Genomic DNA, 14,380 nt, shown 5'->3' on the forward strand with positions numbered 1-14,380 from the left:
TGTTTTGGGTTTTTTGGTGGCGGCCATGCCCGCTATTGTAGGCTGGGATGAAATCCCGGCAGCGCCATGCCCACGAAAGCGGGGATTCCATCCCGGCCTACGGCGCCAATAACAGCTACCATCATGCACGCCCCGTCAAACCTCTAAAGCTGCATCATGACTCCTGCTGTCGTTTCATCCTTGGGTGAGCTGCTTGACCACGTGCGTCGCCAATCCCCGCTAGTCCAGTGCATCACCAACTACGTGGCGATGAACTACGCCGCCAACACGCTGCTCGCAGCAGGTGCATCGCCGGCCATGGTGCACGCAGCGGAGGAAGCGGGTGAATTCGCCGGCGTGGCAAGCGCCGTCACCATCAATATCGGCACGCTTTCATCGCCGTGGCTGGACGGCATGCGCGCCGCGGCCAAGGTGGCGAATGAAAACGGTAAGCCGTGGGTGCTCGATCCCGTGGCGCATTTCGCCACCGCATTCCGCCGCCATGCCGTGCAGGAGCTGCTGGCATTCAAGCCCACGGTGATCCGTGGCAACGCATCGGAAATCATGGCGCTGGCAGGCGATGCCAGTACCGGCCGCGGCGTGGACAGCGGGGATAGCGTGGAACGCGCGGAAACATCGGCGCTGGTGCTGGCGCGGCGAACGAGCTCGGTGGTGGCCGTGACAGGTGCGGTGGATTTCGTCACCGACGGCCACCGATCCGCGCGCATTGCCGGCGGCTCCGAGTGGATGCCGAAGGTGACAGCGATGGGCTGTGCGCTCACCGGCCTGGTCGGCGCGTTCGTCGCCGTAGCTCCGGCAACGCCATGGGAAGCCACGATCAGCGCGCTGGCATGTTTCAGCGTGGCAGGTACGCAGGCTGCACGGGAATCGTCCGGCCCGGGTTCATTCGCCTGGCGCTTTATCGACACGCTGGCCGCATTGAACGGCGATGGGCTGCAAGCGCAGGCGCAGGTAACACCGGGATGAAGCAACCGTTCGACCTTTCGCTGTACCTGGTGCTTGACCCGGATCTTTGCCGGCTGCATTCGATGGTGGAGACCGCACGCGCAGCCGTGGCAGGCGGCGTGACAGCCGTGCAAGTGCGCCACAAGCGCGCGTCGACCGCCGAACGCATCGCCCTGGCACGCGACATAAAAGCTGCCTTGCGCGACACCAAGGCACTGATCGTGATGAATGACGACATCGAAGCGGCCGTCGAGGCCGGCGTCGATGCCGTGCACATCGGCCAACGCGATATGTCCCCTGCCCTGGCACGCGAACGCATCGGGCCGGACATGCTGCTCGGCCTCTCCGTCAACACGGAAAGCGCCGCGCGTGCGATCGATCCCGGGGTGGTCGACTACGCCGGCATCGGCCCCGTGTTCGCCACGCCCACCAAGCCCGACCACGAACAGCCGCTCGGTTTCGCCGGCCTGGCCCATGTGGTGGCTGCCTGCCCGGTCCCTGCCGTCGCCATCGGCGGCCTTAAAAGACAGCACGTTAGCGATGTTTTTGCAGCGGGCGCGCATGGGCTCGCGGTGGTTTCGGCAATCTGCGGCATGCCGGACCCGCGTGAGTCCGCCACTGCAATGTGGATCGCCATTCGGCAAGCGCGAAACGGCCTGTGAAGCTGTCGTGAAGGGCCAACTTGCTGCGCAATACCTGACTTTGACGTGCCAATATGCGATAAATGGCGCGCCGGGAAGTCAGGCGCCGAGGAGGGGCCCCTCCTCAACATGGATGACCGATGCCCGACCGGGCCGCCGATAAGGCGGCCTGTTTTATTTTGAGGCCTCGCAAAAGTCGTGATGATTTTTGATCGCAGGAAACCGTCTGGTTCCTGCCGCTCGCTACGCTCGCCCTAGCCTCGATACTCCGAACTTGACCGAGCACGTAGGTTGCCGACGCAGCAGCAGATACGCACGGGCACGCACGTCGAGCACAAAACCCGATTTGCGGCGGGCATGTGGTGGATATGTCGATGTTTCGGAAGCGATGCCACCAGGAAAAGTTGACGTTTGCGCAACGCAGGATGGGTGAGGCTGCAGCGCACACATCACCTCGCAGCGAGGCCCTTCACTCCGGGGCTCACCCAGAAAAGCGATGCGCCATGACCCACAAGAAGCCGCAACACAAGCCAACCGACCCGGCCGAAACCATCCAGCATCTCGCCGACGCCAAGCAACATCACGCACAACAAACACCCGCGTGGCCAGGCGCCAAGGAACAAGCCGAACCGCAGCACGCGCATGCGCGACCCACCGACGAAGCGGTACCCGCCGAGTTGGAAAAAACGCCGCCACCCCAATCGGGCTACGAGCGCAGCGACATCAGCAAGCGCCATCACTGATCTCGGCCCGCGCGGGTGAATCCACTCGGATGGTTGTTTCTGCTCGGCGCCCTGTTGCTGGCCACCTCGCTCTCGGCCGGCTGGTTGCGCCGCATGCCGGTCACGCCGTTCGTGGTGTATACGCTGGCCGGCCTGGCGCTTGGCCCGATGCTGCTCGGCTATGCGCATGTCGAACTGGTGCGGCACGGCTATTGGCTGGGCGTGATCAGCGAAGGCGTGCTGGTGGTGTCCTTGTTTCTCACCGGCCTGAAACTGCGCTTGCCATGGCGCCATCCGGCCTGGCGCGCGGGAGTGCGGCTGGCGGCGCCGGCGATGGTGCTGAGCGTGGCCGGACTCGCCTGGGCGAGCCACGCATGGCTCGCCCTTTCCTGGCCGCTGGCGCTGGTGTTCGCCGCCATCGCCGCACCGACCGATCCGGTGCTGGCCAGCCTGGTGTCGGTGGATAACGCGCGCGACGACGACGCCCTGCGCGTCGCGCTTTCCAGCGAAGCGGGCTTGAACGACGGCGCCGCCATGCCGTTCCTGCTGCTGGGCTTGCTGCTACTTTCGGGCCGGGCAGACAGACCGGCCGTGCTGCACTGGTTGTGGCGCGATGTCTGCTGGGCGTTGCCGGCGGGGCTTGCCATCGGATTTCTGCTCGCGCGCTTGATCGGCATCATCGCCACGCGCGCCAAGATGGCAAGCGGCGATCGTGCACCGAGCGACTTTCTCGCGCTCGCCTTGATCGCGCTGACGTATGCATTCGCCAGGGCGTTCCACGCTTCGCAATTCCTCGCCGCGTTCGCGGCGGGTGTCGGTTTGCGGCACACCGAGTGGCGGGTGGTATCACGACATCCGCATCCTGATGTGGCGCACGAGCTTGAGGACCGTATCCATCCGCCGGCTGAAATGCTGGTCAATCCCAACCAGCGCGATGAAGTCGCCTTGGAACAGCCATCGGCCAGCATTGGCCTGGTGGTCTCCGACGCGTTGTCGTTCGGCGATACGCTGGAGCGCCTGCTGGCGGTGGGCATGGTGCTGATCGTCGGCATTGCCTGTTCCAATGGATGGAGCGGCGAAGGCGCGCTGATGGCCCTGCTGTTGTTCGTGGCGATCCGCCCCCTGTCGGCCTGGATCGCCACCATCGGTACGCGCATGCCGCCAGTGCGCCGCATGCTGGCCGGCTGGCTCGGCATTCGCGGCATCGGCAGCCTCAACTATCTTGGTTATGCGTTGACGCATGGCATGCCGGCCTCCGTCGCGCCACGTCTCACCGGCATGGTGTCCACGCTGGTGGTGTTGAGCATCGTGGTGCATGGCGCGAGTTGCCAGCCGCTGCTGGCGTGGCGCGAGCGGCGGCTGCGCGAAAGGGCGCAACAGAAAGCGCACGGAAGATCTGCGTAAGCTGGGATGAAATCCCAGGCAACGGCATTGATGCAAGGCCGATGGGCTATTCGCCATACCGCCGCTGGCACAACTCACAATAGAAGCTCCGCCGCTTGCGCTTGCCCAGGTAGCCGCGCGACAGCGCAATCTCGTGCACCGGGCAGCGGCTCTGGTTGTGCACCAGCCAATGCTTGCGCAGCACGTGTGCTTTTTTCCAATCCAGGAAACGAAAGCTGTATGCCCGCGCCTGCGCCACGATCTGGTTGGCCTTGCGCGCCGAAAGCGCATCCACGCGCGAAAGCGGATGCACCTTGCACAGGTACAGCACTTCGTTCTTGATGATGTTGCCCACGCCGGCGAATACGTCCTGATCCAGCAGGGCGTCGCATACCAAGGCGTCCGCCAGGGCGCGGAATTTCTTGCGTACCAGCTTTTCGTCCCAGGCGTCGGACATGATGTCCAGGCGCCAGTCGTAGATATCGTCCGGATTGCCTTCCAGCAGTTTTACCGAGCCATTGTAGAAATTCAGAGTGCCGTTCGGAAATACCAGGCCAAGCCGCGGCACGATGCTGCGCTGCTCGTTGATCCGGTAGCTGCCGAACATCAGCAAGTGCACGCGCACGTAGAAGCCGTCGAACAGAAGCAAGGTCTGCTTGCCGAAGCTGCGCAGATCCGCCACGCGCTGGTTTTCGAGCTGCTGCATCGGGATCTTCGCGTTGCCGTAGGCGCGCAGCACCAGCTGGTTGACGAAGATGGCGGCTTCGTCGCGGAGTATCGCAATGGAAGGACCTTCCGGCATGCACGCACCTAATGCACAACGCTTACCGCCACGATGCCGCCGGCCAGCATCGCCAGGCCGGCGGCAAGCCACGCCACCTGATCGCCCACGCGCCCTGTATGCAAGACGCGCAAGGTCTTGATCGATATGTGCGCGGGCCACAACACGCGCTGCTTCAGCAAACCAGCCGCGAACAACTGCACTGCCGCGATCACCATGGCGATGCCGACCGCCAGCCAGCCGGATGCTTCGCCAGCGCTGACGGCTGCGGGTATGGCTGCCGCCACATACGCCCGCTTGCCGCTGAGCACGTCCCACGCCGGCATGTGCACGAAGGTCGCCGCTGCGGCGCGCGCCATGCGTTCCAGCGGCATGCCCGCCGTCAGGTTCACGCCTACCAGCACCAGCAGCGGCAACAGCATCAACAGCCAGGGACGAGGGCCGCGCTCCGATTCCGGCGGCAGGGTCGAACGTTGCTTCGGCCGCTCACCCTTGCCGAGAAAAATGCGCACGCCGGCGCGCAAGACCGCGCCGCCGGTGGTCGCCGAGGAAAGGATGATGATCGGCCCGAGCCAATCATCACCCAGCTGTTTTGCCGCGCCTTCCACCGCTCGGGCGCCCGCTCCCATGATGCCGATCGGCAACCCGGCCAGGCACAATGCCGCCACGAAGAACGCGCAGGCAAGCACCGGACGTCCGCGCGCGCGGCCATACAATTCGAACTCGTCGACGCTATCGAGCACCGCCGCCAGCATGCCCGCCGCCATGAACAGAGCCGCCTTCACCGTGCCGTGGCCGAGCATGTAAAGCAGCCATCCTGCGGCACCGTGGGCGGTGAGCAGGCTGAGCGCCGCCAGCATCACGCCGACGTGGCTTACCGTGGAGTACGCCAGCAGGCGTTTCAGATGCGTCTGCTGCAAGGCCATGAAACCGCCGACGATGGCCGTGACCCCGCCCAGCGGCAGCAGCAGCGCATGCGCCAAGGCAACCACCGCGGGCACGCCGGCGAACACGATGGTCAGCAAGCGCCCGAGCCCGAACAAGCCCATCGGCACCATCACGCCGGAAAAGATCACCGACACCGGCGACGGCGCCACCGCATGCGCATCAGGCAGCCAGAAATGAAACGGCACGCCGGCCGCCTTGATCAGCATCGCCGCCCCCATCAGCACGAACGATGCGCAGGCCAGTACGTCGGCGTGGTGCTGCGCCAAGGTTTTGCCGACCAGCCCCATGTCCAGCGCACCCGTGGCGGCATACGCCAGCCCTACGCCCGCCATCATCAGGAAGCTGCCCATGGTGTTGATCACGGTGAAGTTGAGTGCGCCTTCCAACGCGGCGTCTTCCAGGTGATAGCCGGTGAGCGCAAAGGCAATCACGCTCATCGTCTCGAACCATACGAAGAGATTGAACAGGTCGTGGGTCAGGCAAAAGCCGAGCATGGCGGCGCAAAACATCAGCATCAGCGCATGGAAATGCGCGCGCACTTCCTCGAAGTAATGCCACACGAACAAGAAGGTGAGCGCGAACAAGCCGGCAATGAAGGCGCCAGCACCCGCACCGGCACTGTCCACCACAAAGCTGATGCCCAGCACCGGCCCGCGCGTCGGCGCCCATTGGCCATACCAGTAAACCAGCGGCGCGCCCGCCGCCGCATGCGCCAGCGCCATGCACTCCGCGCTGATGGCGGCGGTGGTCAGCACCGCCAGGATATCGATCGCGCGGCGCGGCACCCGCTTTTCAAGCAGCAGCGCGAGCGCTGCAACCAGCAGCGGCAAGGCTACCGGCAACGGAATCCAGCGCAGCAGGTTCAAGGAACGGGCTCCAGGTCTTCCGGGTCGAGCGTCTTGCGTCGCTTGTGCAGTTGCAGCGCCATCGCGAGCAACAAAGCCGAGACCGCCGCGCCCACCACCACGTCGGTCAGCACCAAGGCCTGCATCACCGGATCGACCGCCGGTGTGCCGGGCGAATGGTCGTAGAAGATCGGCGGCCCGGCATGCCATACGAAACCGATCGCCAACAGCAACACATAGGTGCCCGATTGCACCACCGACAGACAGCCGATCAGATGCACGTAATGGCGGCTGGTGACCATGCCGTAGATGCCGATCGCCATCAGCCACGCAGCAGCCAGCCAAGGCAGCACCCGCAACACGATCACCGTTCGCCCTCCTCCGGTTCGCGCGTTTCCTCCAGGAATTCCACCAGCGCATTCACGAAACCGCCCGTGATCGCCATGCCCACCGCCAGGTTGAAGAGCGGAATCAGCCCGCCGCCGGTCAGCGACTTCGGCTGGCCCTGCGGCAGCACGTTTTCCAGAAAGCCTGCACCGAACGCCATCGGCAGCAGACCCACGCCAACGCAAGCCACCGCGCCCAATGCTTCCAGCCACTGCATGACGATCGGCGGCACCGTTTGCCGCCAGCTGGGATAACCATCGCCCAGGAATAACAGCAACATCGCCGACGCCAGCACTGCGCCGGCCTGAAAACCTCCGCCCGGCGTCAGCTGCCCATGCGCCATCACATAGATGGAAAACGCCACGGTCGCCGGCAGCATCCAGCGGATCAGCAAGGCGATCGCTTCGCTACGCGCGGGCAGCCGGCGTGCATCGGTATGGATCGGTTTGCGCGACGCGTCTTCGCCGCGGCCACCGCGCAACAGCACCGCCAGCCCGGTGATGGCCGCAACGAAGATGAATTCCTCGCCCAAGGTATCCACGCCGCGCACGTCGAAGATCACCGCCGTCACCACGTTGGTGGCCTGGCGCATGGACGGTACCTGCGCATTGATCGCTGCGCCGTAGGCCGGCAGCGTATCGCCGAATGCCGGCATGCGCAGCGCCACCAGCACCACGGCCGGCGCCAGCACCACCAGTGACACGATGCACAGTGCGTAGCGCAATAGCTTGCCGTAGTTCATCGCGGCACGTTCCTTTTGCCACCGCCGCGGATGGTGGCCAGCACGGTGAGAAACATCACCGGCACCAGCGCCGTACCCACGGCGATTTCCGAATAGGCTACGTCGGGCGCTTCCAGCACCAGGAACAGCATCGACAGCAGCAGGCCATGCGCGCTAATCATCAGCACCTGGCGTGCCGGCCGGCGCGTCAACGCCACCAGGGCACCGCTGAACATCACCAGCAGCAGGCAACCGGCCACCGCAAACTTCATGCCTCACCACCCTTGCGCGGCCGCATCACGCGCCCCAGCGCATGCGCGATGCCGATGCTCACCAGCGCGTTGAACAGCCACAGGAAGGCGACTTTCACCGTAGATACGCTCATGCCCGTTTGCAGCGCCGTCACCAGCAGCAGCAACGGCAGCGTTGCCAAGGGTGCGAAGCTCACCGCATGCAAGCGATCCATCCCGCGCGGAAGCCGCAACAGCGCCGCCGCCGATAGCCAGCAGCACGCCACCAGCAAGACCAGCAGCAGGGCGATCACCAGGCTCACAGCCAGCGCTCCAGGTAGAAGGCGTAGACAAGCATGCCCGGCAGGCCGAGCAAGGTGAGCGTCAAGGCAAGATCGATGTACGACGGCTGCTGCATCGCCAGCGACATCAGCACGAACACAATCGCCACCAGCGTGCTGAGAAACTGGATCGCCAGCGGTCGCGTGCGCAGTACCCCGCGGCGTGCCGCGACCACGCCGGCCACGATTGGCGGCAGCAAGGCGATGATCGCTATCCAGTACATCACTGCGCCCTCGTCGTCCCTGCGGCGCGGTGCACGCGCAAGGCCTGGCGGTGCGCTTCGATGGTGTAGGCCAAGGGGCCGAACGAGGTCACCAGGATCGCCAGCGCGCGCCGCTTGGGAATCGTATGCACGTCTGTGCCGCTCGTCAGCACCGGAGCCGGCTCCATCACCTGCTTGCCGAAACGCCCACGCCACAGCGAAGCCAGCACGTGCCACGCGCCTTGCGGGACGTCGCGCAACGCACCCTTGGCGGCCAGCTTCACGATGTGAAGCGGTTGTGGCGTGCCGGTGAAGCGAAACGCGGAACAATGCATCAGGCGCGCATGCAAAAGCGCGGCGAGCACGCCGGCAAACGCGGCGACGATGATTTCCGCCAGCGCCGTGCTGCCTGCGAACAGCAGACACACCGCACCGAACACGATCACTTCCACCAGCAAGCGCCACATTGCATCACGCCTTACCGAAGTTACGCCGGATTCTTCCACTGCCTGCGTGGATGATGCGTACAGATGAGTTCGGCTTTGCTGCATAGCTCCTCCCTGCGAAGTAGGGGAGGGCTGGGGTGGGGTTGCTTGTGCGTTAGCGTGCGCTCGAACGTGTTTGCAGAACTTCCTGTTGCAAGACGCAAATGGCAGCGACATCTGGTTCCCGCGGCTCGCTACGCTCGCACCCCACCCTAGCCCTCCCCTACTTCGCAGGGGAGGGAACGCATCCCGGCGAAGGTGAGTTGCGCAAGGAGACGAACACCCTTCCTACCGATGAGCTCGCCGGCTCACACGTGATGCCTCAGCCACAAAAGCTGCACAGCCTATGCACGCCGCCCTGCCTAGGTTCGCAGATGACCCGCGCCGCGCTAGCGCGACGCGCCACATCCACGCGCGCTGCTGGCTCTTCCACATCATCACGCAGCGCCAGCCCAACCGGAGTTCTGCGCATGAGCAAGCCAACCGTCGGAGACTTTATCGTCGAGCGATTGCACGAATGGGGCATACGCCGCATCTATGGTTACCCGGGTGACGGCATCAATGGCGTCTTCGGTGCGTTGAACCGCGCGAACGGCAAAATTCAATTCATCCAGGCGCGGCATGAAGAAATGGCGGCCTTCATGGCGTCGGCGCATGCAAAGTTCACGGGCGAACTGGGCGTATGCATCGCCACGTCCGGCCCCGGCGCGGCGCACCTGCTCACCGGGCTTTACGACGCGCGGCTCGATCATCAACCGGTGTTGGCGATTGCCGGCCAACAGGCGCGTGCGTCACTGGGCGGCCACTATCAACAGGAGGTGGACCTGCCGGCGATGTTCAAGGACGTAGCGGGCGCTTTCGTGCAATCGGCCGCGGTGCCGGGGCAAGTGCGCCACATCGTGGACCGCGCCATCCGCACTGCGCTGGGCGAGCACACCGTGACGGCGATGGTGCTGCCGAACGATCTGCAGGAGCTCCCCTACGAACCGCCGGGGCGCAAGCACGGCACGGTGCATTCGGGCGTCGGCTACCGCAAGCCGAAAACGCTGCCGTACGACGACGACCTGCGCCGCGCGGCCGAGGTGCTCAACGCCGGCAAGAAGGTGGCGATCCTGGTGGGGGCCGGTGCGCTGCACGCCACGGACGAGGTGATCGCCGTGGCCGACAAGCTGGGCGCCGGCGCCGCCAAGGCGCTGCTCGGCAAGGCCGCGTTGCCGGACGATCTGCCGTGGGTAACCGGCTCCATCGGCCTGCTCGGCACCGAGCCCAGCTACAAGATGATGATGGAATGCGACACCTTGCTGATGATCGGCTCGGGCTTTCCCTATTCCGAATTCCTGCCGGAGGAAGGCCAGGCGCGCGGCGTGCAGATCGACATCAAGGCCGACATGCTGAGCCTGCGTTATCCCATGGAAGTGAACCTGGTGGGCGACAGCGCCGAGACGCTGCGCGCGCTGCTGCCCTTGCTGCACGGCAAGGAAGAGCACAGCTGGCGCGAGAAGATCGAGAAGTGGACGGCCGATTGGTGGAAGAAACTGGATGCGCGCGCCAGGGCCAAGGCCGAAAACGGCGTGAATCCGCAGCGCACGATATCGGAGCTTTCGCCGCGCATTCCCGCCAATGCGATCGTCACCAGCGATTCGGGTTCCGTCGCCAACTGGTACGCACGCGATCTGAAAGTGCAACGCGGCATGATGTGTTCGTTGTCCGGCGGCCTCGCCTCGATGGGCGCGGCGGTGCCCTATGCGATCGCCGCCAAGTTCGCCTATCCGCAACGCCCGGTGATTGCGCTGGTCGGCGACGGCGCCATGCAGATGAACAACATGGCTGAGCTGATCACCGTCGCCAAGTACTGGAAGGAATGGAGCAACCCGTGCTGGATCTGCATGGTGCTCAACAATTCCGACCTCAACCAGGTGACCTGGGAGCAGCGTGTGATGGAAGGCGACCCGAAATTCGAAGCATCGCAGGAGATCCCGTCCATTCCCTATCATCGTTTCGCCGAGCTGATCGGCTTGCGCGGCATCTATGTCGACGATGCCGAACGCCTCGGCGCTGCCTGGGATGAAGCGCTGGCATCCGACCGCCCGGTGGTGATCGAAGTGAAGGCCGATCCGGAGATACCGCCGCTACCGCCGCATATCACGCTGGCGCAAGCCAAGGCGTTTGCCTCCACGCTGATGGCCGGCGATCCGGAACAAGGGAATATGCTGCGCGATACCGCACGGCAAGTGTTGAGTGCGGTGTTGCCGGGGCATAAGGATAAAGAGTGAGCACGAGAGAACTTCCCCTCCCCTGCTTGCAGGGGACGGTTAGGGTGGAGTGCGAGCGAAGCGAGCGGCGCGTTGCGGACGCTGCCACGAACACCAGCACGGAGAAATTCGGCCGAACGCTAAAGCTCAGGCAACCCCACCCCCAGCCCTCCCCTGCAAGCAGGGGAGGGAGCCATTACGGCGAGCCTATGAAATGAGCAACAACCGCCCTCCATGGACCACCCTCGCCTGCGCCGCGGCAGGCGTCGCGGCCGCTGCCGTGCTGGCGCGGTACGCACCGGGCGTGCGCCGCCAGCGCATACCCGCGCGCCGCCTGCATATCGAAACCTCGCGCGCGTTCAACCGCAGTTCCGCCCTGCTCGCCTGCTCGGTGCTTACCGACAGCGCGATGGAGCACTACCGCGGTTCCTTCTCCAATCCCGCGATGTACGTGCCGCCCGTGGTTGCGACGTGCTCCTTGCTCGCCGGCCTGCACGGCGGCGCGGATCGCAACGCGCAAACCCATGCAATGCGCCACGCCATCTACTGGGGCGCCGCGCTCACCGGCGTCGCCGGCACCGGCTTCCATATCTACAACGTGATGAAGCGACCCGGCGGCTGGAGCTGGAACAATCTGTTCTACGCCGCGCCGCTGGGCGCACCGATGGCCTTGTTGCTATCGGGCGCCTTGGGTGCGGCCGCGGAACGGTTGCGCAACCAGCCGGCGCGCTCGCCACGCCTGCTCGGCATGCCGGCAGGCAAGGCCTTGGGCTTGCTGAGCGGCATCGGCCTTGCGGGCAATGCCGGCGAAGCGGCGCTGCTGCATTTCCGCGGTTCGTTCCAGCACAAGGCGATGTACGCGCCGGTCAGCGTGCCGCCGGCGGCGGCGGCGCTGCTTCTGCATGCGACGCTGACCAAGCCGCGGCCACGCTGGCTGGCACGCGTGGCGCTGCAACTTACCTGGCTGATCGGCTGGCTCGGCGCCGCCTTCCACATACGCGGTGTCGCCCGGCATCACGGCGGCTGGCGCAACTGGAGCCAGAACATCTACAACGGGCCGCCCCTGCCCGCGCCGCCGAGTTTCTCGGCGTTGGCGCTCGCCGGGCTGGCGGCCTTGCGATTGCGGGAGAGCGAACGGCGATGAACCTGTATACCTCACGCTATCCCGGCTACGACGTCCTCAAGCGGCGCGACACGCCATCATGGGATGAGGTCACGCGCAAAGTCATCGAGGAACGCCTGGCCACCCCATCCGATCCGAGCTTTCTCGACGCGGTGCGCTGGCGTGCGCTGCAAGCGCTATGCGCATGCATCATTCCACAACCGGCGGATCGGCCGCAGGTGCCGCTGGCCGGCATGATCGACGCGCGCCTGAAGGCGAATGCCGGCGACGGTTTTCGTTATGCGGGCCTGCCGCCGCTGCGCGAAGCCTGGTGCATTGGCCTCAGCGCATTGGATGAAGAAAGCAAGCTGCGCCACGGCCTGCCATTGGCCAGTATCGAACGCGACCCTCAACATGCACTGCTGAAACAGATCCAGCACGGCGAAGTGGCCAGCGGTTTCTGGCGCGGCATGCAACCGGCCTTGTTCTTCTCCCAGCGCGTGCTGCCGGATATCTGCGGCGCGTATTACTCGCACCCGTATGCCTGGAACGAGATCGGCTTCGGCGGCGCGGCCAATCCGCGCGGCTATGTGCGCATGTACTACGACCGCCGCGATCCATGGGAAGCGGCCGAAGCCAAGCCCGGCAAGGAACACCAAGCACTGCGGAAAAATCGCCGTGTCCGCTGATCCGCAACACGAACCGCGTGGCAAGCACGGGCGCGCACCGGATGTGATGCGCGTGGGCGGCTGGATGCCAATGCGCGAATACCCGCAGAACGAAGCCGTGGATTTCGCCATCGTCGGCACCGGCGCCGGCGGCGGCACCCTCGCCTGCCGGCTGGCCGAAAAAGGCTTCAAGGTGGTGGCTTTCGACGCCGGCGCGTGGTGGCGGCCGTTGGAAGAATTCGCGTCCGACGAATCGCACCAGAAAAAACTGTTCTGGACCGACGAACGCCTGTGCGATGGCGAAGATCCGGTCAAGCTCGGCAGCAACAACAGCGGCAAGGCGGTCGGCGGCAGCATGGTGCATTTTGCGATGGTGTCGCTGCGCTTCCGACCCGAATGGTTCAAGTCGCGCACCATGCTCGGTTACGCGGACGATTGGCCGCTCGACTGGCGCGAGATGTGGCACTACTACGACATGGTCGAGGAGGCGCTGAAAATTTCCGGCCCGGTGCGCTATCCCTGGGGCCCGAAGCGCGGCCGTTATCCGTATCGCGCGCATGAATTGAATGCCGCCGCGATGGTGCTGGCACGCGGGGCCGAACGCCTGGGCATTAAATGGTCGCCCACGCCGCTGGCCACGCTTTCCGCACCGCGCGGCCTGGCGCATCCTTGCGCGTATCGCGGCTTCTGCGTATCGGGCTGCTCCACCAACGCCAAGCAGAGCACGCTCAACGTGTGGATTCCGCGCGCGGTGAAAGCCGGTGCGGAAATCCGCGACCTGGCAATGGTCGGCCGTATCGTGGTCAACGATGCAGGGTTGTGCACCGGCGTGGAATATTTCCGCGAAGGACGCTGGCAGTTCCAGCGCGCCAAGCATGTGGTGGTGGCAGGTTATGCGGTGGAAACGCCGCGCTTGCTGCTGATGTCGGCGAACGGACGCTTTACCGATGGCCTGGCCAACAGCTCCGGCCTGGTCGGCAAGAACTTCATGGTGCAGTCCAACCAGGCGGTGTGGGGTTTGATGGACGAGGAGATCCGCGCCTATAAAGGGCCGCCGTCACTGGCCATTACCGAGCACTGGAACTACACCGACGAAGGCAAGGATTTCTTCGGCGGCTACTGCTACATGAGCCAGGGCCCGCTACCCGTGCTGTGGTCCAAGGCTGAAAGCGGTCGCGGCCTGTGGGGGGAGGCGCTGATGCGGGAGATGCAGCACTACAACCACCAGGTCGGCCTGAAGATGGTCGGCGAAACCATGCCGCAGGAACGCAACCGCATCACCCTCGCCGACGAAAAAGACCCATACGGCCTGCCGATCGCCCGCGTTACGCATTCCAACTGCGACAACGACCGCCGCATGATCCAGCATGCACTGGATTTCATGGACAAGGCGCTCGCTGCCGCCGGCGCAAAAAACATCTGGCGCGAAACCGACGACACCTGCCACATCAACGGCAGCTGCCGCATGGGCAGCGATCCGCGCACCAGCGTGGTCAACGCGGACTGCCGCAGCTGGGACATCCCCAATCTGTGGATTTGCGACGGCTCGGTGTTCGTGACGGTGGGTGGCGTGAATCCGTCGCTGACGATCCAGGCGATTGCGTGCAGGACGGCGGACCGGATCGAAGCCTTGGCCGCGCGTGGTGAGTTGTAGGCTGGTATGAAATCCCAGCTTTCGTTGGCATGGTGATGCTGGGATTGCATCCCAGCCTGCGTCGCTCACGAT

16 protein-coding genes are annotated in these 14,380 nt (G+C 64.9%); 8 read left to right on the top strand and 8 right to left on the bottom strand.

The window, feature by feature from the left end:
* The first annotated feature begins 156 nt into the window (after positions 1-156).
* The 4 genes from thiM (at position 157) to VMA74_RS21150 (ending at position 3,712) form a co-directional block, all read left to right on the top strand.
* A complete protein-coding gene (thiM, locus tag VMA74_RS21135) occupies positions 157-966 on the top strand; it encodes a hydroxyethylthiazole kinase (RefSeq protein WP_325370624.1) in 810 nt (269 codons plus the stop codon).
* A complete protein-coding gene (thiE, locus tag VMA74_RS21140; protein WP_325370626.1) occupies positions 963-1,607 on the top strand; it encodes a thiamine phosphate synthase in 645 nt (214 codons plus the stop codon). The genes thiM and thiE overlap by 4 nt, the downstream gene beginning before the upstream one ends.
* 482 nt (positions 1,608-2,089) lie before the next feature.
* Positions 2,090-2,329, top strand: a complete 240-nt coding sequence (locus tag VMA74_RS21145; RefSeq protein WP_325370628.1) for a hypothetical protein — start codon at positions 2,090-2,092, stop codon at positions 2,327-2,329.
* A 15-nt stretch (positions 2,330-2,344) separates the two neighbouring features.
* On the top strand, positions 2,345-3,712 hold the full coding sequence (locus VMA74_RS21150) for a cation:proton antiporter (RefSeq protein WP_325370630.1): 1,368 nt from the start codon (positions 2,345-2,347) through the stop codon (positions 3,710-3,712).
* A 46-nt stretch (positions 3,713-3,758) separates the two neighbouring features.
* Here VMA74_RS21150 and VMA74_RS21155 read toward each other — a convergent pair whose 3' ends face one another.
* From VMA74_RS21155 to VMA74_RS21190, 8 genes are read right to left on the bottom strand one after another with little or no spacing between them, the layout of a single operon-like run.
* Positions 3,759-4,493 (bottom strand): endonuclease, encoded by a 735-nt coding sequence (locus VMA74_RS21155; RefSeq protein ID WP_325370632.1) that lies wholly within the window; start codon positions 4,491-4,493, stop codon positions 3,759-3,761.
* Positions 4,494-4,501: 8 nt separating this feature from the next.
* Complete coding sequence (locus VMA74_RS21160; RefSeq protein WP_325370634.1) at positions 4,502-6,286, bottom strand: complex I subunit 5 family protein; 1,785 nt, start codon at positions 6,284-6,286, stop codon at positions 4,502-4,504.
* Complete coding sequence (locus tag VMA74_RS21165; RefSeq protein ID WP_325370636.1) at positions 6,283-6,633, bottom strand: sodium:proton antiporter; 351 nt, start codon at positions 6,631-6,633, stop codon at positions 6,283-6,285. Before VMA74_RS21165 ends, VMA74_RS21160 begins: the two co-directional genes overlap by 4 nt.
* On the bottom strand, positions 6,630-7,394 hold the full coding sequence (locus VMA74_RS21170) for an MnhB domain-containing protein (protein ID WP_325370638.1): 765 nt from the start codon (positions 7,392-7,394) through the stop codon (positions 6,630-6,632). Before VMA74_RS21170 ends, VMA74_RS21165 begins: the two co-directional genes overlap by 4 nt.
* Positions 7,391-7,645, bottom strand: a complete 255-nt coding sequence (locus VMA74_RS21175) for a hydrogenase subunit MbhD domain-containing protein (protein WP_325370640.1) — start codon at positions 7,643-7,645, stop codon at positions 7,391-7,393. Before VMA74_RS21175 ends, VMA74_RS21170 begins: the two co-directional genes overlap by 4 nt.
* Positions 7,642-7,926: a monovalent cation/H(+) antiporter subunit G gene (locus VMA74_RS21180; protein WP_325370642.1), complete on the bottom strand. Its 285-nt coding sequence runs from the start codon at positions 7,924-7,926 to the stop codon at positions 7,642-7,644. Before VMA74_RS21180 ends, VMA74_RS21175 begins: the two co-directional genes overlap by 4 nt.
* The gene (locus VMA74_RS21185) at positions 7,923-8,168 is read right to left on the bottom strand and encodes a monovalent cation/H+ antiporter complex subunit F (RefSeq protein ID WP_325370644.1); all 246 of its coding nucleotides are present in this window, start codon (positions 8,166-8,168) and stop codon (positions 7,923-7,925) included. Before VMA74_RS21185 ends, VMA74_RS21180 begins: the two co-directional genes overlap by 4 nt.
* Positions 8,168-8,698, bottom strand: a complete 531-nt coding sequence (locus VMA74_RS21190) for a hypothetical protein (RefSeq protein ID WP_325370645.1) — start codon at positions 8,696-8,698, stop codon at positions 8,168-8,170. Before VMA74_RS21190 ends, VMA74_RS21185 begins: the two co-directional genes overlap by 1 nt.
* 404 nt (positions 8,699-9,102) lie before the next feature.
* Between VMA74_RS21190 and VMA74_RS21195 the strand changes: the two genes are divergently transcribed.
* From VMA74_RS21195 to VMA74_RS21210, 4 genes are all read left to right on the top strand, one after another.
* The gene (locus VMA74_RS21195; protein ID WP_325370647.1) at positions 9,103-10,905 is read left to right on the top strand and encodes a thiamine pyrophosphate-requiring protein; all 1,803 of its coding nucleotides are present in this window, start codon (positions 9,103-9,105) and stop codon (positions 10,903-10,905) included.
* 193 nt (positions 10,906-11,098) lie between these two features.
* Positions 11,099-12,028, top strand: a complete 930-nt coding sequence (locus VMA74_RS21200; RefSeq protein WP_325370649.1) for a hypothetical protein — start codon at positions 11,099-11,101, stop codon at positions 12,026-12,028.
* Entirely contained in the window at positions 12,025-12,675 is a 651-nt protein-coding gene (locus tag VMA74_RS21205) for a gluconate 2-dehydrogenase subunit 3 family protein (RefSeq protein ID WP_325370651.1), read from the top strand. The genes VMA74_RS21200 and VMA74_RS21205 overlap by 4 nt, the downstream gene beginning before the upstream one ends.
* Entirely contained in the window at positions 12,665-14,308 is a 1,644-nt protein-coding gene (locus VMA74_RS21210) for a GMC family oxidoreductase (protein WP_325370653.1), read from the top strand. The genes VMA74_RS21205 and VMA74_RS21210 overlap by 11 nt, the downstream gene beginning before the upstream one ends.
* The last annotated feature ends 72 nt before the right edge of the window (positions 14,309-14,380 follow it).

Origin of the sequence: Dyella sp. (genome assembly GCF_035508675.1) — a bacterium.
Classification (GTDB): domain Bacteria; phylum Pseudomonadota; class Gammaproteobacteria; order Xanthomonadales; family Rhodanobacteraceae; genus Dyella_B.